Here is a 20,866-nt window from a genome sequence, read left to right as displayed (position 1 = left end):
CAGCGTTCTCCGTTTTGTGATCGGGGAACCCGGCATAGCCCGTCTTCGTTTCCCGCCGTTGTGCGTGACGAATTGATCCGGGACAAGGGGATCGTAGATCGCCCTTTGGAGACGGATCATGACCGATCAAATCTGCCGACGATCATTTTGACATCCAGGACGTGGAGCGGCGGGTCAAGGCGATCTTCATCGGCTCGATCGGCAACCTCGTCGAATGGTACGATTTCTACGCCTACACCGCGTTCGCGCTGTATTTCGCGCCGGCCTTTTTTCCGAACAGCGATCCTGTCGTACAGCAGCTCAACGCCGCGGTGCTGTTTGCGGCAACCTTCCTGATGCGCCCGCTTGGCGGCTGGCTGTTCGGCTTCATCGCCGACCGCTATGGCCGGCGGCTGTCGCTGACGCTTTCCGTCGTCTGCATGTGTTTTGGCTCGCTGATCATCGCGGTGACGCCGACCTATGCCACCATCGGCATCGCCGCCCCCGCCATTCTGGCGCTGGCGCGCATCATCGAGGGCTTGAGCCTCGGCGGCGAGTACGGCGCCAGCGCCACCTATCTCACCGAAGTCGCCGACCCCAAACACCGCGGCTTCTATTCGAGCTTTCAATACGTCACGCTGATCGGCGGCCAGCTCACGGCGATCATGGTGCTGTTGCTGCTGCAAAAGGTGTTTTTGACACCGGAGCAACTAAAGGATTGGGGCTGGCGAATCCCCTTCGTGATCGGCGCGCTGCTCGCGATCTTCGCCGCCGTCATGCGGCGCAATCTACATGAGACCGAGGCGTTCGAGGAAGCCAAGAAGGTCACAAAGCCGACGGGCTCGATCCGCGGACTTCTAACGTATCCGCGCGAGCTGTTGCTGGTGGTCGGCCTTACCGCCGGCGGCACGGCAGCGTTCTATACCTTCACCACCTACATGCAGACCTTCGTCAAACTGTCCGTCGGCCTCACCGAGGACCAGACCACGTTTGTGATCTTCGGCTCGCTGATCTTCGCGACCGTGCTGCAGCCGATCTATGGCGGCCTGTCCGATCGTATCGGCCGCAAGCCCCTGCTGATTTTCTTCGGCGTCATGGGCACACTGGCCACGGACGATCCTGACCACGCTGAAAGACACCAAATCGCCGTTCACCGCCTTCCTGCTGATCTGCGCCGCCTGGATTTTCGTCGCCGGCTATACCTCGATCAACGCCGTGGTGAAGGCCGAATTATTCCCGACCAACGTCCGCGCGCTCGGCGTCGGCCTGCCCTATGCCATCACGGTATCGCTGTTCGGCGGCACCGCGCCCGCCGTCGCGCTCTATTTCAAGACGCTGGGGCATGAGGACTGGTTCTATTATTATCTCAGCGGCATGATCTTCCTCTCGTTCCTCATCTATGCGACCATGCGCGACACCAAACATGCGTCTGCAATGCATCGCCACGAGTGACTGTTTCAGGTGACTGTTTAAGATATGGCCAACGAAAACGAGCCGCCGCCGGAGAGCAAGCTGACGCGCAGCAAAGCGCGCTGGGCGCGCGAGGGGAAATTTCTCACCGGCAAGATTTCGCGACCTGAGGACCAGCGATTGCCGCCGGGCCAGCACTTGACCAGGGACTGGCCGACGCTCGATCTCGGGCTTACGCCGAGCATTTCGCGCGAGCGCTGGCGGCTCGATGTATACGGCGCAGTCGAGCATCCGCTGTTCTGGGATTTTGCGCAGTTTTCTGCGCAGGCACAAAGCAAGTTCGTATCGGACATCCACTGCGTCACGACTTGGTCGCGCTACGACAATCAGTGGGAAGGGCTCGCGACCCGCGATCTGCTCGACGCCTGCCGGCCACGCGAGGAGGCCCGCTTCGTGGTGCTGCATTCCCATGACGGCTACACTACCAATCTGGCGCTGGAAGACTTTGCCGCCGAGGACGCGATCCTCGTTCATAGCTGGTCGGGCGCGCCGCTGGAGCAAGAGCATGGCGGCCCGGTGCGCCTCGTTGTGCCGCATCTCTATTTCTGGAAAAGCGCGAAGTGGCTGCAGAGCATCGAATTTCTTGTAGAGGATGCGCCGGGCTATTGGGAAGTCCGCGGTTACCACAATCGCGGTGATCCCTGGGCCGAGCAGCGTTACTCTGGCGACTAGACCTAACGCTTTAGGGGAGAACATCCGTGCCGCACGAACGCTTTCAATTCACCGGTGAAGGCGGCCATCAGCTCGCCGCCGCCCTGGACACACCGGACGGACCTATTCGCGCCTACGCGCTGTTTGCGCACTGCTTCACTTGCGGCAAGGACGTATTGGCGGCCAAGCGCATCGCAACCGCGCTCGCCGCAAAGGGCATCGCCGTGCTGCGGTTCGACTTTACCGGCCTCGGCTCCAGCGAGGGCGAGTTCGCCAACTCGACCTTTACGTCCAACGTCGCCGACCTCGTCCGCGCCGCTGATCATCTGCGCGAAACACGCGGCGCACCTGCGATTCTGATCGGGCACAGCCTCGGTGGCGCAGCGATCCTCGCGGCGGCAGGAAAAATCCCGGATGCGAAAGCTGTCGTGACGATCGCGGCCCCCTCCGATCCCGTGCATGTCACGCATCTGTTCAAGGATCGCATCGAGGACATCCGCAAGCATGGCAAGGTCGAAGTTCAGCTTGCCGGCCGGCCGTTCCATATCAAGCGCGAATTCCTCGATGATGTCGCTGAACACAGCCTGATGTCCCACATCACCAAGCTGCACAAGGCGCTGCTGATCATGCATTCGCCGACCGACGACACCGTGGGGATCGACAATGCCACGAACATTTTCGTGGCAGCCAAGCATCCCAAGAGTTTCGTTTCGCTGTCGGGCACGGATCATCTGTTGAGTGGCAAGCAGGACGGCGCCTATGTCGCTGGCGTGATCGCCTCCTGGGTCGAGCGCTATATCGAGCCCGCCGCCGTCCAGCCGGCCGCGGTCCCGAGCGAGACGCCACGCCACGTCGTGGTGCGGGAAACCCGCAACAGCAAATTCCAGCAGACTGTGACAACGGGCCCGCACCAGATGCTGGCGGACGAGCCGGTTGCCGCCGGCGGCCAGGACAGCGGACCGGGACCGTATGATTTCCTGCTCGCAGGCCTTGGCGCCTGCACCTCGATGACGATGCGGATGTATGCCGACCGCAAGTCGCTACCGCTCGACCGCGTTACCGTGACGCTCAAACACAGCAAGATTCACGCGAAGGATTGCGCCGAATGCGAAACCCGCGAGGGCATGCTGGATCAGATCGACCGCATCATCTCGATTGAGGGCAGCACGCTGGATGCCGACCAGCGCGCGCGGCTGATGGAGATCGCCGACAAGTGCCCGGTGCACCGGACGCTGACGTCGGAGATCCGGATCGTGACGCAGGCGGCGGATTAGGCCGCGGCCAGCGGGCGGACGCGCAGTGCGCCGCGCAAGCCCGCGGCAGTGCCGACGAGAATGCCGGCGAAGGCAAGCAGCGACGCCAGCGCCAGGGTGGAGAATCCGGTCAGGCCCTGCCCGATCGAGCAGCCGAACGCCATCACGCCGCCCGCCCCCATCAGCGCCGCACCGCCACCGGAGCGCAGCATGTGGCGCGGCGACTGAAAGCCCTCGAGCTGAAAACGCCCGGTCAGCAGCGCGGTCGCAAGACTGCCGGCGAACACGCCGAACACCGTGACAATGCCGAAATTCAGCGTCGAGCCCGTCGACAGCATGACGTATTGCAGCGCGTCTGCGATCGGCGCGATGAAGGTGAGCGAGGTCACCGGCACGGGATTGAAATCGTCGGCGCCGAGATAGCCGGTGGCAAACCAACCGCCTGCCACCAACAGGCCGACCACGAGGCCCGCGGCGATCTGGCCCGGCGAGCGCCGGAATGCCGGATGCGCAAAGGCGAAGATGATCAGCGCGGCCGAGATGATCGACGCGGCCAGCATGCGCGCGGCTGTAGCGCTCAAGCCTGCGCTAGCCAGCAAGGCCGGCACCGAGTTCGCATTTGTCGTCGTCTGTGACGCGCCGACCATCGCGATGCGCGACGGCGCGATCAAGCCCTTCAGCGTCATCTGGGCGAAAATCGCCAGCACGACCACCACCACGAAGGAACGGAGATTGCCGCGCCCGAGCAGCACCAGCGCACGCGAGCCGCAACCGTTCGACAGCACCATGCCGTAGCCGAACAACAGCCCGCCGAAGAACATCACCGGCGCGGAGAAAGACGGCTGCAGATAGATCGACTTGCCGATATCGACGAACCCGCCCGCGGCCAGCAACTGCGTCATGGCAACCGCCACGCCGATCGCCAGCGCATAGCTGCGCACCAGCCGGCCGTCGCCTTCGGCCCAGAAACCCCTGAGGCTGCTGAGCAGGCAGAACCCGCTTAGCAATCCCACCGATCCATAGACGAGGCCGATCAGCAATCCGCTGATGACGACGATATTGGCGCTGTCCAGCACTGGCGTTTCCCTGTTCCTTCGCAGGCCGCTCCAGCGGTCACCGCTCAAATAGGAAGCAATTTCGGCGGTTGCTAATATGTTGGAAGGGTGTGCGCGTCCACAGCCTAACGACCCGGAGAATGAATTGATCGCCGGAATCGCCGACAGCAGAACAAAATCGCTGCATGCGATTGTAGAACGGCAGATTTGTTCCCCATGAAAAAATGGCGGAATCCCGCGCTTCCGGCGAATGCCTGACTTCAAGGTCGCAGGATCACCCGGTCCCGCGACGAGCCGGCCACCGCGATGAAGGCAGCCTTCGCCTGTTCCAGCGGATAGATCGCCGCCGGTTTGATCGGGAACGGCTTGAGGTGGCCGCCGGCGAAGCCGGGAGCGAGTTCACGCAGCACCGTCCCGGTCGCGACCGACGACAGGCCGAGCGTATCGATGCCCACATACGTGTGCTGGCCGCGATAGAACTCCAGAATGTTGAACTGCACGATCCGGTCGACGGCGGCGATCAGGATCTGGCGTCCGCGCAAGGCCAGCGACTGGTGCGCGGCCTGGAAATATGGATCGCCGACCGTATTGAACACGATATCGGCACCCTTGCCACCCGTGAGCCCACGCACGCGCGCCGCAACATCGGTGATGGAGGCGTCGATAACTTCAACTTTCGAATTGGAGTGGCCCTCATACGGCTCGTTCTTGCGCACGACACCGATCACCCGCGCGCCGTGCCAGTTCGCGATCTGCGTCGCCGCCTGCCCGACCTTGCCGTTGACGCCCATCACCAGCACGGTCTCGCCGGCTTTCGGAATGCCGGCGCGGCGCAAGCCTTCCATGGCGGTGACAAAGGGCACGCCGATGCCGGCGGCCTCCTCCCATGAAATGCTTTTCGGCTTCTCCACCACGGCGTCGGCTTCGACCACGAGATGCGTGGCATGCGTGCCGTCCCGGCGAATGCCGAGATCGCCGGAGGAGCCGAACACCTCGCGTCCGATCCACGCCTCGGGCCCGTCGATCACGACGCCCGCATAGTCGCGGCCCGGCGTGCGCGGGAATACGGCATAGGGCATCAGCCCGGTCGCAGCCTTCACGTCGGATGGATTGACGGCGGCGGCCTTCAGCTCGATGAGCAGATCATTTTCGCCGCGCGACAGCGCGTGCGTCTCGATGACCGGCGCGAGCGACGCGGCATCGCCTGCATTCGCCGGCAGGCGGACACAGCGCGCCTGGACCTTGGCAGATCGAACATCGGGCTTCTCGGCAAATGACATCAGGCATTCCTGCTGGCTTCTGAGCAGCAGGAGTTACTCTTTCGGCCGCTTGTCGTAAACCCGTTTCGCTTTGCCAAGCGAACGCTCCAAGGTGTTTGGCGCGACGGCCTTGATCCGGGCGGTAATGCCGATGGTGTTCTTAATGAAGAGCGCGACCTTTTCGGCGTGTGGCAACATCCCGCTGCCGTCCCAACTTTCGGGGCGGGCTTCGGCGAGCACGGTCATCTCGTCCATCCGCCCCTCGCGCGTCAGTTCGATGATGAAATGGCCGCCACACCAATCGGTGGCCAGCAGCGCTTCCTCTATCTGGGTGGGAAAGACGTTGACGCCGCGCAGGATGATCATGTCGTCGGAACGTCCCGTCACCTTTTCCATGCGCCGCATGCCGGGGCGCGCGGTGCCCGGCAACAGCCGCGTCAGATCGCGGGTGCGGTAGCGGATGATCGGAAAGCCCTGCTTGGTCAGCGAGGTGAAGACCAGCTCCCCCTTCTCGCCGTCCGGCAGCACCTTCCCCGTTTCGGGATCGATCACCTCGGGGTAGAAATGATCCTCCCAGATGTGCAGGCCATCCTTGGTCTCCACGCATTCCTGCGCGACGCCGGGGCCGATCACCTCCGACAGCCCGTAAATATCGGTCGCGTCCATGTCGAAGGCCTGCTCGATCTCGACGCGCATCGCGTTGGTCCAAGGCTCGGCGCCGAAGATGCCGAATTTTAGCGACGATTTTCTGGGGTCGAGACCCTGCCGCTTGAACTCGTCGAGAATAGCCAGCATGTAGCTCGGCGTCACCGTGATGATGTCGGGTTTGAAGTCATTGATCAGTTGTACCTGTCGCTCGGTCATGCCCCCCGAAACCGGCACCACCGTGCAGCCGAGCTTTTCCGCGCCGTAATGCGCGCCGAGGCCGCCGGTGAAGAGACCATAGCCATAGGCATTGTGGATGATCATGCCGGTGCGGCCGCCGGCGGCGCGGATCGAGCGCGCCATCACCTCCGACCAGATGTCGATATCGCCTTGCGTATAGCCGACCACGATCGGCTTGCCTGTCGTGCCCGAGGAGGCATGAACGCGAACCAGCTTTTCGCGGGGTACCGCAAACATGTTGAAGGGGTAGTTGTCGCGGAGATCCGTCTTCACAGTGAACGGGAATTTGGCGAGATCGGCAAGCTCTCTGAAATCGGACGGATGCACGCCGGCCGCATCGAACGCTTTCCTGTAATGCGCAACATTGTCATAGGCGTGCTTGAGTGACCAGGCGAGGCGCCCGGTTTGCAACGCCATAATCTCGTCGCGAGAGGCGCGCTCGGCCTCATCCAATTCAGCGCTATAACCACTTCCGCTGGATTTTGGTTTTGCCATGGCCATGGTGCGTTCCCCTTGGTCTGTATGCTTAACCGGCCTCGTTGCCCGCAACCGGCAGCCATGTGCCGGCGATGGTGCGGGAATGGCCGCGGAATTCGGCGATCACCACATCGCCGGCGGTGACACGAACGTCGTAAATTCCGGACCGGCCGTTGCGCGAGATTTCGCGCGCGGTCGCGACCAACACGTCGCCGAGCTTGCCCGGACGGATAAAGGCGATGTCGCATTGCGCGGCGACTGCGCGCTCATTCCGGGAGTTGCAGGCAAAGGCGAAAGTGGAATCGGCCAGCAGGAAGATGAAGCCGCCATGGGCAATACGCTGGCCGTTGACCATGTGCGGCTGCACCGTCATCGTCAGCGTCGCGAAGCCGGGTTTTACCTCGACAATCTTCATGCCGAGGCCCTTGCTGGCGTCGTCTTCCTTCCACATCGCATCCGCGCAGGCGCGGGCCATCTCGTCGGGCGAAAGCGCGACGTTCATAGCGGGTTGCCCGCTCTGCGAGACGGTTCCACGACGTTCTCTCCCTGTATCGTTGCGGGCCTGTTTGGCCTCTTTACGTAGTCAATGTTGGGTCGAAGCACCTGAGGTGTCAACGATCCCGCTATTTCTCAGTTTGTCATTCCGGGATGGTCCGAAGGACCAGACCCGGAATCTCGAGATTCCGGATTCGATGCTTCGCATCGCTCCGGAATGACGCCGTGGTCACACGTGATCGTAATCCACCACGACCTTGTCCGAACAGGGCCGCGCCTGGCAGGTCAGGATGAAGCCTGCCTTCAGTTCCCACGGCTCCAGCGAATAATTGAGCTCCATCTGCGCCTCGCCCTCGACCAGCTTGGCGCGGCAGGTCGAGCACATGCCGCCCTTGCATGCGAACGGCAGATCCATGCCGGCGCGCAACGCGGCATCGAGGATGGCCTCACCTTCAGCGACCGGCACCTCGCGGCGCTTGCCGTCGATAATCAACGACGCCATCGCCTTCGGCGGCGCCGAGAGTTCGATCACTTTCTTCGGATGCGGCTTGCCGCCGAATTCCGAGACGAAGCGCTCGACGTGAATACGATCCTCAGCGATGCCGATATCACGGCAGGTCGCCTCGATATCCTCGCTCATGCCCATCGGGCCGCAGATGAAGACGTGATCGACGCTCGATGCCGGCACCAGCGAACGCAGCAGCACGCGCACCTTCTCGCCGTCGAGCCGGCCGTGCAGGATCGGGATATCCTGCTCTTCACCCGAGATGACATGGAAGAGCGAAAGCCGCTGCATGAAGCGGTCTTTCAATTCCTCCAGCTCTTCAAGGAACAGCATGCTCGTTGTCGAGCGGTTGCCGTAGAACAGGAAGAAGCGGCTATTTGGTTCGCGCGCCAGCACGCCCTTGACGATCGACAGGATCGGCGTGATGCCGCTTCCGGCGGCGAAGCCGACATAGACGCGCGACTCCTCGGGCGCATGCGCTATGCCGAAGCGGCCGGTCGGCGTCATCACATCGAGCTCGTCGCCGGTCTTCAACTCGTCCGCAGCCCAATTGGAGAACGCGCCGCCATCGACCTTCTTCACAGCAATGCGCAGCTCACCGTCGTCAGGGCCGGAGCAGATCGAATAGGAGCGGCGCACTTCCTCGCCGTCCATCGTCGTGCGCAGGGTGAGGTATTGGCCCGGCGTGAAGCTGTAGTCGCCTTCCAGTTCCTTCGGGATAACGAATGTCATCGATATGGCGTCAGCGGCTTCGCGGCGGAGGTCGTTGACGGCAAGACGATGAAAGCGTGGAGCAAGGGACATCTGCTATCTCCCCGCGTCATTGCGAGGAGCGAAGCGACGACTTGTCCGCCGTAGCTCGAAGAGCGAAGGCGGAAGCGATCCATCTGGCGTCGCATGGAGGCATGGATTGCTTCGCTTCGCTCGCAATGACGGCACTCCCTCTCGGTCTACGCTGAATGAAGACATGATCAATGACACTTGAAATAATCGAACGGTTCGCGGCAGGCCTTGCAGCGCCACAGTGCCTTGCATGAGGTCGAGCCGAATTCGGACAGCAGCTCGGTATTTGCCGAGCCGCACTGCGGACAGGTCACCCGCTGCTCGCCGAACAGCGCGCGGCGCGAATTCGACGCTTGCGGCGGCGCGATGCCGTATTCCCGTAGCTTGTTGCGGCCGTCCTCGCTCATCCAGTCGGTGGTCCAGGCCGGTGAGAGCACAGTTCGGATGGTCGGCCGCCCGAAACCGGCGCGCTCGAGCGCCAGCTCGATTTCGAGCGCGATCATGTTCATGGCGGGGCAGCCCGAATAGGTCGGCGTGATCGCGACCTCGACGCGGCCGTCATGGACCTCGACCTCGCGCAGCACGCCGAGATCGGCGATGGTGAGCACCGGGATTTCGGGATCGACGACCTGCGAAGCCGCCTCCCAGGCGCGCCGGCGCAGATCGGTGTCGCCTGATACCGCCGTCACCATGTTGCCTCCGGAAAGGTCCGCTGCATCGATTGCAGTTCGCTGAGGAGGTGGCCGAGATGTTCGCTGTGCCGGCCGCTGCGGCCGCCCTGCTGCATCCAGTCGTTCTTCGGTAACGCGAGCGTCGCCTCGCCGACGACGCCAGTGATCGTCTTCAGCCATTGCGTGCGCAATGGTGCGGGATCAATCGCGATGCCGGCGTCGATCAGGCCGCGCTCGCTGTCGTCGACCGCGAACATCTCGCCGGTGAAAGCCCAGAGCTCGTCGATGGCCGATTGCGCGCGGCGGTGGCTTTCCTCGGTGCCGTCGCCGAGGCGGACGATCCATTCCGAGGAATGGCGGACGTGGTAGGCGCTTTCCTTTTCCGACTTCGCCGCGATCGCCGCTAGCGTCGGATCGGTGGAACGCATCATCGCGCGCCAGTAGAGATCGGCGAAGGTGGCGTAGAAGAATTGCCGCACCATCGTTCGCGCGAAATCGCCGTTCGGCTGCTCCAGCAGGAGGAGGTTGCGATACTGCCTGACGTCGCGCAGATAGGCGAACTTGTCCTCATCGTTATCCCTGCCCTCGACCTTGGCCGCATAGGAATAGAGCTCGCGCGCCTGGCCGAGCAGATCGAGGCCCATATTGGCGAGCGCCATGTCCTCTTCCAGCATCGGCGCGTGACCGCACCATTCCGACAGCCGATGGCCGAGGATCAGCGCATCGTCGGCGCGGCGCAAGGTGTAGAGCACCAGCGGTGTTTCGGAGACGGTGATGTTGGCGACGGTCATTTCAACCACCTGCTAGATCGTCATTGCGAAAATGAAGCGACGACTTGTCCGCCCTACCTCGAAGAGCGAAGGCGGAAGCAATCCATTCTTCCGTTGCGGCGCGATCGATTGCTTCGCTGCGCTCGCAATGACGAAAAACCTACATATGCCCGACTTCCTCCGGCACGTCGTAAAACGTCGGATGGCGGTAGATCTTGGATTCCGCCGGCTCAAACATCATGCCCTTCTCCGACGGATCGGAGGCGGTGATGGCGCTCGACGGCACCACCCAGATCGAGAGGCCCTCGCCGCGACGGGTGTAGATGTCGCGCGCGGCCTGCAGCGCCAGCGTGGCATCGGTCGCGTGCAGCGAGCCGACATGCTTGTGCGCCAGCCCGTTGCGGCTGCGGATGAAGACTTCCCAGAGCGGAATGTTCGGCGTTGCCATTAGCTGTCTCCCTACTCTGCGGCCTGCAAGGCGGCGCGCTGCCGGCGCTTCCCGGCATAGGCCATCGCAGCCTCGCGTACCCAGGCGCCGTCCTCATGTGCCTTGCGTCGCGCCGCGAGGCGATCGCGATTGCAGGGGCCGTTACCGGCCAGCACCTGCTTGAACTCCTCCCAGTCGATCGCGCTGTATTCCCAGTTTCCGTTCGCATTCTGCTTCATGCCAGGATCGGGAATCGAAAGCCCCAGGAACTGCGCCTGCGGCACGGTGGCGTCGACGAATTTCTGGCGCAGCTCGTCATTGGAAAAGCGCTTGATCTTCCACTTGGTGGAGGTGTCGCTGTGCTGGCTGACCTGGTCGGGCGGACCGAACATCATCAGCACCGGCCACCACCAGCGGTTCAGCGCGTCCTGCGCCATCGCCTTCTGCTCGGCGGTGCCGCGGCACAGCGTCAGCATGATCTCAAAGCCCTGGCGTTGGTGGAAGGATTCCTCCTTGCAGACGCGGATCATCGCGCGCGCGTAAGGACCATAGGAGCAGCGGCACAGCGGAATCTGGTTCATGATCGCTGCGCCGTCGACCAGCCAGCCGATGGTGCCGATATCGGCCCAGGTCAGCGTCGGATAGTTGAAGATCGAGGAATATTTTGCCTTCCCCGCCAGCATCAGGTCGACCAGCTCTTCACGCGAAGTGCCGAGCGTTTCGGCGGCGGCGTAGAGATAGAGCCCGTGGCCGCATTCGTCCTGCACTTTTGCGAGCAGCGCCGCCTTGCGGCGCAGCGACGGCGCGCGGGTGATCCAGTTGCCTTCGGGAAGCATGCCGACGATTTCGGAATGCGCGTGCTGGGAGATCTGCCGCGTCAGCGTCTTGCGATAGGCCGCCGGCATCCAGTCGTTCGGCTCGATGCGCTCATCGGCGTCGATGCGCGCCTGGAACTGCGCAGCCCGTTCGGCGTCCTCAATGTTGCGGTCTTCGCCCTCGGACGAATTGAGCGCCTGCGTGTACATGGCGGACCTCCCGGTATTTGTTGGGAGGCAATATATAACATAAATTACGATATGCAATATAATTCTGTAACATATTTACGGATCGCCAAAGCGCTTCGAAAGTTCCGCGCCGGGCTTTGGCAAGGGGCCGCTTTCGTTGGTGGCATGGCGGTCAAGCCATTGTTCGGACGCAGGAAGCAGCGCGCGATAGATCTCGCCGCAGAGCTTCCGGGCCGCCCTGCCCGGCCAGTCCGCGGGCAACAGCGCGGTCGGCAACAGCGGGTCGCGCAGCACAACGCGGCGGTAATGGTGGATCAGGAGCACACGCGCGGTAAAGGCGTCGGCTTCCGTCAGCCGCTCGCCACGGCTGATCCACTCCCGCAACGGCGCGAAGGTTGTCATGAACTTCTGGTAGGCGTCCGCGGTGCGATGCAGCGGCCAGCTCTCGCTGAGCAGGCGCCGGCCACTGTCGTCTTCGGCGGAGACTTCGAGGCGAATGGCGCCCGCGGCTTCTTCCGGCACCGGCACGCCCGACGGCGCCACCCACACGCCCGGCAGCGGACTGCCGAAGCCTGCATTCTTCAGCGCCTCGCGCGAAGCGTCGCGGTCTTCGCCATTGCCGATCAGCAGCAGTTCGAACCGCCCGGTCCAGTCGGAGGCCGGCGGGCCGTAGATGTGTTTCGTTGCGATATCAAAAGTTTGCCGTCCACTCTGCACCAGACGATAGAAGCTGTTGCGGCCGACTTTATTGCGCTCGAACCAGCCGTCCGCCGTCAGCCGCGACATCGCGGTGCGCACCACGCTGGCGTCGATGTCGAGTTGCTCGAAGAATTCCAGCAGCGTGCCGAGCCAGACCGAGCCGCCGCGCGGCACGATGGCATCGCCGAACACGGTGATGACGATCGAGCCGGTGCGCGACGGTTCGCGCTTCAACTGCTGGATAATGCGGGCAAGCGGCGGCGGCATGCGTCAAGGCATAGCGCGTTTTGCGGGAGAGCGACAACGGTCGCTCTTCTCCTTCTCCCCGCGTGCGGGGAGAAGGTCGGGATGAGGGGATGCCTCCGCAAACGAGATAGAAGGGCATACGCGGACAGCCCCCTCACCCGCCGCTTCGCGATGGCCTCTCACCGCTCGCGCGGCGAGGCTATCGGAGTTCGCGCCTTCAGCGATGCGGGTTCGGATAAACCAGGCCGCGCCAGCCGCTCCGATCGAATGGCGCCCACTCGCCTTCCGGCTGCGCCAATCGATCGGCGACCGCGTAGACGGCGGCCGGATGATGGCCCATGCCGCAATGGCTGCTCTCGACCTCAATGCTCTCTGACGTCGCCGAGGTCTGCTCCATGCAGCCCTGCCAGGCGCAGATGCCGTCGGTGCGGCTGAAGATGGCGGTGGTCGGCACTGGCGGCGTCGAAGACAGCGCGCCGCCGAAACGGGCATCCTCTTCGTCGGCGCGGCGGCCGCTCGCGATCTCGTAGACGCGCCAGGCGTTGGTCGCCTTCGGGCCCGACGCAAACGGGCTGCCGAGCGTAATCACCGAGCGCACGCGCTCCGGCATCATCTTGGCAAGCTGGCGCGCGTAGAGGCCGCCGAGGCTCCAGCCGACCAGCGAGACCTTGCGGCCGTGCGTATCGTTCAACTCCTGCACGAGATCGACCATCGCGTTCTGCACGCCATGGCGCAGCCCGAGATTGCGGCCCTGACGCCAGCCCGATACGGCGTAGCCGCGATTGCGCAAGAAGCTGCGCAGCGGACGTGTCGAGGTGTCGGATGCAACAAGCCCGGGCAACACCAGCACCGGATGACCATCGCCGCGCGGCGCGAGACTCAGGAGCGGCAATGCACCAAGAAACGCACCTAATTCGGAAATCGCTCGCCCCTCCAGAAACATCAGGGTTCTGGACGGCGGCGAAAGCGTCTGTGCAGCAACGGACATTATGTCTCCTCTCGGGTCGGCCCCTTACGTCGCGGCAGCCGGCCACTGGTTCAGTTAAGTAGACGCAAACGCAGCAGAATCGTTCCGCAGCGCAACATGGCTCCATAAAAAGCTAAGGAACCGATTTTGCTCTTGCAAGCGGGCCAGATCACACTTGGGACAAGTAAAAGCGTTGTCGTGATGAATTAGTCACAGCAACCGAAGCAGGTATTCGAGGGTGTAGAGCGCCAGTCCTGCAAGCCCGCCGATCAGCGAGCCGTTGAAGCGGATGTATTGCAGGTCGCGGCCGATATTGATCTCGATCAGCGAGATCAACTGCCCCATGTCCCAGGATTTCACCTGATCGGAGATGAAGGTGGAGACGCCGCTCTTCTGTTCGGCGACCACGGTGCGCATCACCGCAACGAGACCCTGGTTGATTTCGGCACGCAGTTCGACATCGCCGGCCAAGGCCTCGCCGGCTGTTACGAACATGCGCACGAGATATTGCTCCAGCACCTGCGTCTCGCCTGACGCGCTGCGCTCGAAGAACGATCGCGTATTCTCCCAAATGTGGCGCGCAAGGCTGGTCAGTTCGGGACGCGCCAGCAGATCGCGCTTCAGGCCCTGGATGCGCTCGGCATAAACAGGATCGGTACCGAGCCGATCGACGAAGGTCAGCACCATCCGATCGAACTCGCCGCGGAACGGATGAGCGGGATCGTTGCGCACTTCCTCGAAGAAGGCGGTGGCAGAAGCCACGATCTTGTTCACCAGAAACTTGTCGGCGCGATAGAGTTTTAAAAGCGTCGGCAGTTCGGCGCGGATCTTCTCGCGGATCATCGCCATCGTCTCGGCCTGCGTCATCGTCTCATGCACCCCGCGCAGGAGATCATCGAGCAGGCCCCGATGACGGCCTTCCTTCACAAAGGCGCGCAGCGTTCCGGCGGCGAGCGGCGCCAGATCGATCGCCATCAATTGCGCGGTGATGCGGCGGCTGACGAAGGTCACCAGCCCGGAATTCTCCGTCGCCGCGAACGCTTCCGGCAGCAGCCGCAGCGCGAAGCGCGCGAGATCCTCGCTGCGCTTGCGGTCGCGCAGCCAGTCGGCGATGAACGAGCCGAAATCGATCTGCCGCAGCTTGGCTTCGACGGGCGCGGCCTCCAGAAAATGCTGCTCGATGAATTCACCGAGCTTGTCGGCGATGCGGTGCTGGTTGCTCTGGATGATCGCCGTGTGCGGGATCGGCAGACCCAATGGCCGCTTGAACAGCGCCACCACGGCGTACCAGTCAGCGAGACCGCCGATGGTCGCAGCCTCGGCAAAGGCGGCGATAAAGCCGAAGGCCGGATGCATCGGCACCAACGCCTTCGCGCCAAGGAAAACGACAAACGTCGCCGCAAGCACCCCCGTCGCCAGCAACTTCACGCGCCGCAGCTCGGCGGCGCGGGCGGCGTCGCCGGGCGTGTCGATGACGAACGTGGCGGGAAGCGTCATGACGGCTTTCGAATGAGATTCGCGCCTGCGTCAGCCTACTCCGTCATTGCGAGCGCAGCGAAGCAATCCATCTCACCGCGGGCGGAAAGGTAGATTGCTTCCGCCTTCTCGCGGAGCTTCAGCGGACAGTCCGTCCGCTTCGCTCCCTTGCGCAAACGCTTCGCGTTCGTCGCAGGCAATGACGGAGGAGGATGCAACATTGATCTATGCCGACGCCCGACAAAAAGAAGGCCCGCTTAAGCGGGCCTTCGAATTGGGCAGTTGTCAGGCGATCGCGATCAGGCGGTCTGGGAATAGACCTTGGAGAAATTGTCCTGCGCGGTCTTGGCACCGTCGGCGACGAGCTTGCCGAGATACTCGGTGGAGGCCTTCGCCCGCGAGACGAGCACTTCGCCGCGCGCACGGACCAGGTCCGACTGGATCTGGGCGGCTTCGCTCAGCGACTTGGCCGAAGCGAGCTTGTCGATGCCGGCGAAGAACGCTTCCGCGTCCTGGTACAGCGCTTGCTGAATGTTGCGGCTGATCTTGGCGGCCTCCGTGACCGAACCGGCAACAGCGGTCTCGATCGCGGCGGTGACCTTCTCGGAACCGGCATGGAAGTCGGCAGCACGAACCTTCGCGGTCTCGGCCTGCTTCTTCACGAACTCACGGGCGGCTTCCGGAACTTCCAGGTTCTGGAGCTTGGTGAACGCTTCGGTAACGGGCGCGAAGGCTTCCTTGACGGTGTTCAGCACGGAATTGGTATCGGTGGTCATTGGGGGTCTCTCCATCCTCAGGTTTGAGCAACGGGGCTCACCCCGTCCGGATTGGCCCGGGGCACGAGTGTTATGCCATAGTTAATGGTGCGACGCAACATTAATGTTGCAGCGCGATATCACGAGATCGTGAATCAGCCTAAAGGCCGGGCAGTTTGTCCAGGACACGGGCCTCGGCGCTGCCGCCGTTTTCGGCAGGCCGCCTTAGCGGGCGGATAGCCGGGCCGGAGGCCGAGGGGCCAAGGCGCGGTCCACCGCCGCAAGCGCATGGATCGTCGTGGTGTCGAACAAGGGCACCGAACTGTCCTCCGTCGAGACCAGCAGCATGATCTCGGTACAGCCCAGAATGATCGCCTCCGCGCCCCGTGCAATCAGCCGCGCGATGACCTCGCGGTAGACCCTTCGCGATTCCGGTCGGACCTCGCCTGCCACCAATTCCTTATAGATGATCTCATGAACTGCCCGCCGGTCATCGGCATCCGGCACCAACACGTCGAGGCCGAAGGCCCTCTCTAGCCGTCCCTTGTAGAAATCCTTCTCCATCGTGAATGCCGTGGCAAGCAAGCCGACCTTGCGGAATCCCGCGGCCTTGATCTTGTCGGCGGTGGGATCGGCGATATGGAGCAGCGGAATATCGACGGCCGCTGCTATTTCGTCCGCCATCAGATGCATGGTGTTGGTACACAGCACGACAAAATCGGCGCCGCCGCGCTGCAATCGGAGCGCGGCATCCTGCATTCTCTTCGTCAGTTCATCCCAATCGCCGCGGTGCTGGAGGCGCTCGATCTCGCCGAAATCGACCGACCACATCAGGCTGCGCGCGGAGTGGACTCCGCCGAGCCGGTTGCGAACCTCGCGATTGATGATCCGGTAGTATTCGACGGAGCTTTCCCAGCTCATGCCGCCGATCAGGCCGATAACGGCTTGCTCGCTCATCTCGGCCCTAAGCCCCCAAACCCTAGTGCTGCACCGCCCCGGGGACCCCATACGCCTCGAGCTGCGCCCGGACCTGCGCCACATTGTGCCCGAGCACGACGATGTCGTGCTTCTTGCCGTCGACGTCCCGGACGTGGTCCCGCAGCAGGGCCTCGGCCTTGAAGCCCAGGCTTTCGAACAGCGTGATCGCCGCCTGCTGGTCGACCGTCATCTGGACCGACAGCTTCTCCATGCCGGCGCCCAAAGCGAGCGCAAAGGTCTCCTGCGACAGCGCCCGGCCAACCCCCTGCCCGCGGACATCCAGCGAGACCACCATCCGGATCTCGCCGACATGCGGCGACCAGGAATGCGGGTCCCGCACTAGGGTGCCGCAGCCGACCACCATCCCGCCCTTCACCGCGAGCAGGCTGACGATGGCGCCGCGTTCGATCTCGTTGACCCAGGCCGACAGCACTTTGGGCTGGCTGATATTGCGCGGCAGGAACAGCAGATCATGCGTCGGCAGCTGTTGTGCAAACGCCAGCACCGCGGGCTCGTCGGCGCGCGACATCAGGCGAAATTCGATGTCGCCGGCGTCGGTCTTGACGTGGCGGGGATAGGAACGTGTCTCGCTCATGTTGATCTCTTACCTAGCCAGGAATCCAGTTTCGGCCACAGCCGTTTGATGGCGTTGGCGCCGGCGACGAGGCTGACGTGGCCGCCCTTCAGCATCACCTCTTCCTTGTCGGTCGAGCCGACCTTGGCGATCAGGTGCTTTGCGGCGTCATAGGGCACGATGTGATCGTGCTCGGCGACCGCATGCAGGATCGGCACCGTGATCTTGGAAAGATCCGCGGCGCGGCCGCCGACCGACATGGTGTCGTTATAGAGCTTGTTGTCCCACATCAGGTTCTTGGTGATGTCGCGGAAATACTCTCCGGCCAGCGGCAGCGTATCGGTCGCCCAGCGGTCGAACATCCGGTAGGATTTCACGAACTCGTCGTTCCAGATGTTTTCCCACAATTGCACCTGGCTGACGGTGCGCGAGGCCGGCCGCAGCATCTCGAACGAGGACAGGATCATTTCCGGCGGCACGTTGCCGACGCTGTCGACGAGGCGGTCGACGTCGAAATAGCGGCGGTCGGAGAAATTCTGGAACAGCTTCATCTCGCGGAAATCGATCGGCGTGGTGAAGCAGATCAGGTTCTTCATCGGCCCTTCATTGAAGATCGAGCCATAGAGCAGCGACAGCACGCCGCCGAAGCAATAGCCGATCACGGTGACGTCGCGTTCGCCGGAATCCTGCTGCACGCGGCGGACGCAATCCGGAATGAAGTCGAGAACGTAGTCCTCCATCCGCAGGCTTTTCTCTTCCGGCTTCGGCGCGGTCCAATCCAGCATATAGACGTCGTAGCCGCGCTTCAGGAGAAACTCGATGAAGCTCTGGCCCGGCACCATGTCGAGGATGTAGCCGCGGTTGGTGGTGGCCATCACGATCAGGATCGGCACGCGGTAGATTTCATCCGCGATCGGTCGATAATGATAGAGGTTCATGGTGCCACGGACGGCGAGAATGTCCTTTGGCGTCGAACCGAGCGAGAGACCCGACGAAGAAAAATATTCAACGCCCTTGATGCTGCGCTGGATCGCGCGCTGCACCTCGGACTGGACCCGCTCCGAGATGGAGGCGAAATCGAGACCGGTGGGAGCGTTCATTTTTGCTCACCCTCCGATGGCGGACGCTTGGTGCGCGGCGGTCGTGGCGTGCCGTAGCCGCTCTCCGGAGCGAGCGAATTATGATGCACCTGCTGCAGCAGCGCCTTGATCTCATTGAGCTGACCTTCGATGGCCTGGATGCGCTCGGCCATGCCGACCATCTGCGCCCGGCTCGGTAGGTTCATCGCCAAGAGATACTTTTCCATCAGCTCGCCGAGCTGCTTCTGCGCGCCCGCGGTGGCGCCGCCGACCTGGTTCATGACCTTGGAAAACTCGGGCGACGCCATTGCCTGGTTGGCAAAGGAGTTGAACCCCTTTTCCATCTCCCCGATCATGGTCTGCCAGATCACGGCAGGATCGTTGCCTTTATCGGCCATTGGCGCCCTCTCCCTGACGGTTACGAGCGCTTGCCACGCTTCGCTTGTATTTGGCCCATACCACACCGTTGCGGCGGGCCGGTCAACCGCTGCCAAGCCTTCTGCGGTGCGGGAAAGCATGCCATAGTTACTGCGGTATCACTTGAGGGAAGACACACGCGATGCTAGCCCATCAGCCGCCAACGATCGCCCGCGCCAACGGCATCGACATCTGCTACGAGATCTTCGGCGATCCGGCTTCGGAACCGCTGCTCCTGATCATGGGCCTCGGCGCCCAGATGATTCATTGGGACGATGATTTCTGCCGCCAGCTCGCCGGGCGCGGCTTTCGCGTCATCCGCTTTGACAATCGCGACATCGGCAAGTCCTCACATTTTACTGGCGGCAAGCGGCTGACGCCGTTCGAACTCTTGAAGCAGCGGTTCCTGAAGATCCCGGTGGCCTCGACCTACAGACTGATCGACATGGCCAAGGACACCGTCGGCCTGATGGACGTGCTCGGCATCCAGTCCGCGCACCTCGTCGGCGCGTCGATGGGCGGCATGATCGCGCAGGAAATCGCGATCTCGTTCCCGCAGCGGGTACGTTCGCTGACGTCGATCATGTCCACCACGGGCAATCCCAAGATCCCGCCGCCGACGCGCGAGGCCGCCGCCGTGCTGATGGCGCCGCCGCCAACATCGAAGGAAGAATATTTCGAACGCTTCGCCAAGACCTGGAAAGTGCTGCGCGTCGGCTCCTTTCCTGAGGACGAGGCGCTCGATCCGGCGCGCGCCGCACGCACCTATGAGCGCGGTCTCAACCCCGCCGGCGTCGGTCGGCAGTTGCGGGCGGTGCTGGCCTCCGGCAGCCGCAAGGAACGGCTCGCTCAGGTGAAGTTGCCGACGCTGGTCATCCACGGCACCGTCGACCCGCTGGTGCGGCCCGAAGGCGGCAAGGACACCGCAGCCTCGATCCCCGGGGCAAAGCTGCTGATGATCGAAGGCATGGGTCATGCCCTGCCGATCCCGATGTGGCCGCAGATCATCGACGCGATCGACAAGCACGCGCATGGCGCTGCGGCGAAGGCGGCGTAGTACTTGTAGCCCGGATGGAGCGCAGCGTAATCCGGGATTCGAGCAACATAGGCAGCGCCCCCGGGTTGCGCTGCGCTCCACCCGGGCTACGATTTGCTTGCAATCCAGATGATGTGACGCACGCCGCGGCCTTTGCCGGTGGCGCGGATATTGATTTCGTTGACGTCAAAGCCCGCGCCGCGAAGGCGTTTTGTGAACGCCGCATTGGGGCCGGAAGACCAGACCGCCAGCACGCCGCCCGGCCGCAGCGCTGTGCGCGCCGCGTTCAATCCGCTTGTGCTGTAGAGCGCATCATTGCCCTTGCGGGTCAGCCCCTCCGGTCCATTGTCGACGTCGAGCAAAATGGCGTCGAATTTCGACCGATGCGACCGGATGATCTCGGCGACATCAGCCTCGCGGACGGTGACGCGCGGATCATTCAAGCTATCGCCAAAGATTTCAGCCATCGGACCGCGCGCCCAGGCGACGACGGCCGGGACCAATTCCACCACCTCGATCCTTGCCTTGCCGCCGAGAACCGCGAGCGCGGCGCGCAGGGTAAAGCCCATGCCGAGGCCGCCGATGAGCATATGCGGGCTGGCGACCTTCTCGATCTTCTTTGCTGCGAGCGTGGCGAGCGCCTCTTCCGAGCCGGACAGGCGGCTGTTCATCAGCTCGTTGGCGCCGAGCATGATCGAGAATTCCTTGCCCCGCCGCTTCAGGCGGAGTTCATCGTCGGTGCCGGGAATGCGGGCGGTGTCGATCTTTTCCCAGGGAATCATCGACGGCTTGTATCATGATTGCGCGATGCCGCGGCTCGCGATGAACCGTAGATGGGGTAACGGGCCCCGGTCCACCCTCCAGGCAAGCCGCGCTTGCTACGGCGGTGTTGGGTGGCGCGCTTCGCGCGACCTGCCTGGAAGGCGGGCGGTCGTCCCTCACATTGATGGTGTTA

21 protein-coding genes and 1 pseudogene are annotated in these 20,866 nt (G+C 63.1%); 4 read left to right on the top strand and 18 right to left on the bottom strand.

The annotated features are described in order from the left end of the window. Positions 1-125 precede the first annotated feature (125 nt). From AC0QUY_RS13045 to AC0QUY_RS13035, 3 genes and pseudogenes are all read left to right on the top strand, one after another. A pseudogene (locus tag AC0QUY_RS13045) lies at positions 126-1,431 on the top strand (MFS transporter). A gap of 24 nt (positions 1,432-1,455) precedes the next feature. Beyond that, a complete protein-coding gene (locus AC0QUY_RS13040; RefSeq protein ID WP_475387127.1) occupies positions 1,456-2,121 on the top strand; it encodes a sulfite oxidase-like oxidoreductase in 666 nt (221 codons plus the stop codon). A 26-nt stretch (positions 2,122-2,147) separates the two neighbouring features. Beyond that, positions 2,148-3,374: a bifunctional alpha/beta hydrolase/OsmC family protein gene (locus AC0QUY_RS13035; RefSeq protein ID WP_161852899.1), complete on the top strand. Its 1,227-nt coding sequence runs from the start codon at positions 2,148-2,150 to the stop codon at positions 3,372-3,374. Here AC0QUY_RS13035 and AC0QUY_RS13030 read toward each other — a convergent pair. From AC0QUY_RS13030 to AC0QUY_RS12950, 17 genes are all read right to left on the bottom strand, one after another. Then, complete coding sequence (locus tag AC0QUY_RS13030) at positions 3,371-4,429, bottom strand: YeeE/YedE family protein (RefSeq protein WP_475387126.1); 1,059 nt, start codon at positions 4,427-4,429, stop codon at positions 3,371-3,373. The genes AC0QUY_RS13035 and AC0QUY_RS13030 overlap by 4 nt on opposite strands. A 239-nt stretch (positions 4,430-4,668) precedes the next feature. After that, positions 4,669-5,688: a quinone oxidoreductase family protein gene (locus tag AC0QUY_RS13025; protein ID WP_475387125.1), complete on the bottom strand. Its 1,020-nt coding sequence runs from the start codon at positions 5,686-5,688 to the stop codon at positions 4,669-4,671. Positions 5,689-5,721: 33 nt separating this feature from the next. Further along, positions 5,722-7,047, bottom strand: a complete 1,326-nt coding sequence (gene paaK, locus AC0QUY_RS13020) for a phenylacetate--CoA ligase PaaK (protein ID WP_475387254.1) — start codon at positions 7,045-7,047, stop codon at positions 5,722-5,724. A gap of 31 nt (positions 7,048-7,078) precedes the next feature. Continuing rightward, on the bottom strand, positions 7,079-7,531 hold the full coding sequence (gene paaI, locus AC0QUY_RS13015; RefSeq protein WP_475387124.1) for a hydroxyphenylacetyl-CoA thioesterase PaaI: 453 nt from the start codon (positions 7,529-7,531) through the stop codon (positions 7,079-7,081). 222 nt (positions 7,532-7,753) lie between these two features. Then, positions 7,754-8,833, bottom strand: a complete 1,080-nt coding sequence (paaE, locus tag AC0QUY_RS13010; RefSeq protein WP_475387123.1) for a 1,2-phenylacetyl-CoA epoxidase subunit PaaE — start codon at positions 8,831-8,833, stop codon at positions 7,754-7,756. 167 nt (positions 8,834-9,000) lie between these two features. Further along, positions 9,001-9,504, bottom strand: a complete 504-nt coding sequence (paaD, locus tag AC0QUY_RS13005; RefSeq protein ID WP_475387122.1) for a 1,2-phenylacetyl-CoA epoxidase subunit PaaD — start codon at positions 9,502-9,504, stop codon at positions 9,001-9,003. Continuing rightward, positions 9,498-10,274: a 1,2-phenylacetyl-CoA epoxidase subunit PaaC gene (gene paaC, locus AC0QUY_RS13000; protein ID WP_475387121.1), complete on the bottom strand. Its 777-nt coding sequence runs from the start codon at positions 10,272-10,274 to the stop codon at positions 9,498-9,500. The genes paaD and paaC overlap by 7 nt, the downstream gene beginning before the upstream one ends. Positions 10,275-10,413: 139 nt before the next feature. After that, entirely contained in the window at positions 10,414-10,701 is a 288-nt protein-coding gene (gene paaB, locus AC0QUY_RS12995) for a 1,2-phenylacetyl-CoA epoxidase subunit PaaB (RefSeq protein WP_057854047.1), read from the bottom strand. Positions 10,702-10,712: 11 nt separating this feature from the next. Continuing rightward, complete coding sequence (gene paaA, locus AC0QUY_RS12990) at positions 10,713-11,705, bottom strand: 1,2-phenylacetyl-CoA epoxidase subunit PaaA (protein WP_475387120.1); 993 nt, start codon at positions 11,703-11,705, stop codon at positions 10,713-10,715. Between the two features lie 75 nt (positions 11,706-11,780). Next, complete coding sequence (gene paaX, locus AC0QUY_RS12985; RefSeq protein WP_475387119.1) at positions 11,781-12,650, bottom strand: phenylacetic acid degradation operon negative regulatory protein PaaX; 870 nt, start codon at positions 12,648-12,650, stop codon at positions 11,781-11,783. 196 nt (positions 12,651-12,846) lie between these two features. Next, a complete protein-coding gene (locus tag AC0QUY_RS12980; protein ID WP_161852891.1) occupies positions 12,847-13,617 on the bottom strand; it encodes an esterase/lipase family protein in 771 nt (256 codons plus the stop codon). A 189-nt stretch (positions 13,618-13,806) separates the two neighbouring features. Then, positions 13,807-15,093 carry a DUF445 domain-containing protein gene (locus AC0QUY_RS12975; RefSeq protein ID WP_475387118.1) on the bottom strand — a complete coding sequence of 429 codons (1,287 nt, stop codon included), beginning with the start codon at positions 15,091-15,093 and terminating at the stop codon, positions 13,807-13,809. Positions 15,094-15,371: 278 nt separating this feature from the next. Continuing rightward, the gene (locus AC0QUY_RS12970) at positions 15,372-15,848 is read right to left on the bottom strand and encodes a phasin (protein WP_475387117.1); all 477 of its coding nucleotides are present in this window, start codon (positions 15,846-15,848) and stop codon (positions 15,372-15,374) included. A gap of 204 nt (positions 15,849-16,052) precedes the next feature. After that, positions 16,053-16,784 carry an aspartate/glutamate racemase family protein gene (locus AC0QUY_RS12965; RefSeq protein ID WP_475387116.1) on the bottom strand — a complete coding sequence of 244 codons (732 nt, stop codon included), beginning with the start codon at positions 16,782-16,784 and terminating at the stop codon, positions 16,053-16,055. Between the two features lie 22 nt (positions 16,785-16,806). Continuing rightward, the gene (locus tag AC0QUY_RS12960; protein WP_475387115.1) at positions 16,807-17,400 is read right to left on the bottom strand and encodes an N-acetyltransferase family protein; all 594 of its coding nucleotides are present in this window, start codon (positions 17,398-17,400) and stop codon (positions 16,807-16,809) included. Further along, positions 17,397-18,479 carry an alpha/beta fold hydrolase gene (locus tag AC0QUY_RS12955; RefSeq protein WP_475387114.1) on the bottom strand — a complete coding sequence of 361 codons (1,083 nt, stop codon included), beginning with the start codon at positions 18,477-18,479 and terminating at the stop codon, positions 17,397-17,399. Before AC0QUY_RS12955 ends, AC0QUY_RS12960 begins: the two co-directional genes overlap by 4 nt. Next, positions 18,476-18,856 carry a hypothetical protein gene (locus AC0QUY_RS12950; protein WP_475387113.1) on the bottom strand — a complete coding sequence of 127 codons (381 nt, stop codon included), beginning with the start codon at positions 18,854-18,856 and terminating at the stop codon, positions 18,476-18,478. The genes AC0QUY_RS12955 and AC0QUY_RS12950 overlap by 4 nt, the downstream gene beginning before the upstream one ends. A 161-nt stretch (positions 18,857-19,017) precedes the next feature. On the opposite strand from AC0QUY_RS12950, the gene AC0QUY_RS12945 reads away from it, so the two are divergent. Beyond that, on the top strand, positions 19,018-19,932 hold the full coding sequence (locus AC0QUY_RS12945; RefSeq protein WP_475387112.1) for an alpha/beta fold hydrolase: 915 nt from the start codon (positions 19,018-19,020) through the stop codon (positions 19,930-19,932). 86 nt (positions 19,933-20,018) lie between these two features. On the opposite strand, the gene AC0QUY_RS12940 is transcribed toward AC0QUY_RS12945, so the two are convergent. Continuing rightward, positions 20,019-20,693, bottom strand: coding sequence for a spermine/spermidine synthase domain-containing protein (locus AC0QUY_RS12940; RefSeq protein ID WP_475387111.1), 675 nt, complete (start codon positions 20,691-20,693; stop codon positions 20,019-20,021). Between the last annotated feature and the right edge of the window lie 173 nt (positions 20,694-20,866).

It is taken from the genome of Bradyrhizobium sp. WYCCWR15520 (genome assembly GCF_056174665.1).
The sequence above is the reverse complement of the archived record's forward strand: the minus strand, read 5'-3'. Positions and strand labels throughout refer to the sequence as shown.

What these genes read in the sequence shown, in the direction of transcription:
- AC0QUY_RS12980 (WP_161852891.1), bottom strand. Translation starts at nt 13,617, where the DNA reads ATGTCCGTTGCTGCACAGACGCTTTCGCCGCCGTCCAGAACCCTGATG.
- paaA (WP_475387120.1), bottom strand. Translation starts at nt 11,705, where the DNA reads ATGTACACGCAGGCGCTCAATTCGTCCGAGGGCGAAGACCGCAACATT.
- paaE (WP_475387123.1), bottom strand. Translation starts at nt 8,833, where the DNA reads ATGTCCCTTGCTCCACGCTTTCATCGTCTTGCCGTCAACGACCTCCGC.
- AC0QUY_RS12975 (WP_475387118.1), bottom strand. Translation starts at nt 15,093, where the DNA reads ATGACGCTTCCCGCCACGTTCGTCATCGACACGCCCGGCGACGCCGCC.
- paaD (WP_475387122.1), bottom strand. Translation starts at nt 9,504, where the DNA reads ATGGTGACGGCGGTATCAGGCGACACCGATCTGCGCCGGCGCGCCTGG.
- paaB (WP_057854047.1), bottom strand. Translation starts at nt 10,701, where the DNA reads ATGGCAACGCCGAACATTCCGCTCTGGGAAGTCTTCATCCGCAGCCGC.
- AC0QUY_RS12970 (WP_475387117.1), bottom strand. Translation starts at nt 15,848, where the DNA reads ATGACCACCGATACCAATTCCGTGCTGAACACCGTCAAGGAAGCCTTC.
- paaI (WP_475387124.1), bottom strand. Translation starts at nt 7,531, where the DNA reads ATGAACGTCGCGCTTTCGCCCGACGAGATGGCCCGCGCCTGCGCGGAT.
- paaK (WP_475387254.1), bottom strand. Translation starts at nt 7,047, where the DNA reads ATGGCAAAACCAAAATCCAGCGGAAGTGGTTATAGCGCTGAATTGGAT.
- AC0QUY_RS12950 (WP_475387113.1), bottom strand. Translation starts at nt 18,856, where the DNA reads ATGGCCGATAAAGGCAACGATCCTGCCGTGATCTGGCAGACCATGATC.
- AC0QUY_RS12965 (WP_475387116.1), bottom strand. Translation starts at nt 16,784, where the DNA reads ATGAGCGAGCAAGCCGTTATCGGCCTGATCGGCGGCATGAGCTGGGAA.
- AC0QUY_RS12945 (WP_475387112.1), top strand. Translation starts at nt 19,018, where the DNA reads ATGCTAGCCCATCAGCCGCCAACGATCGCCCGCGCCAACGGCATCGAC.
- AC0QUY_RS12955 (WP_475387114.1), bottom strand. Translation starts at nt 18,479, where the DNA reads ATGAACGCTCCCACCGGTCTCGATTTCGCCTCCATCTCGGAGCGGGTC.
- AC0QUY_RS12940 (WP_475387111.1), bottom strand. Translation starts at nt 20,693, where the DNA reads ATGATTCCCTGGGAAAAGATCGACACCGCCCGCATTCCCGGCACCGAC.
- AC0QUY_RS13025 (WP_475387125.1), bottom strand. Translation starts at nt 5,688, where the DNA reads ATGTCATTTGCCGAGAAGCCCGATGTTCGATCTGCCAAGGTCCAGGCG.
- AC0QUY_RS12960 (WP_475387115.1), bottom strand. Translation starts at nt 17,400, where the DNA reads ATGAGCGAGACACGTTCCTATCCCCGCCACGTCAAGACCGACGCCGGC.
- paaC (WP_475387121.1), bottom strand. Translation starts at nt 10,274, where the DNA reads ATGACCGTCGCCAACATCACCGTCTCCGAAACACCGCTGGTGCTCTAC.
- paaX (WP_475387119.1), bottom strand. Translation starts at nt 12,650, where the DNA reads ATGCCGCCGCCGCTTGCCCGCATTATCCAGCAGTTGAAGCGCGAACCG.
- AC0QUY_RS13040 (WP_475387127.1), top strand. Translation starts at nt 1,456, where the DNA reads ATGGCCAACGAAAACGAGCCGCCGCCGGAGAGCAAGCTGACGCGCAGC.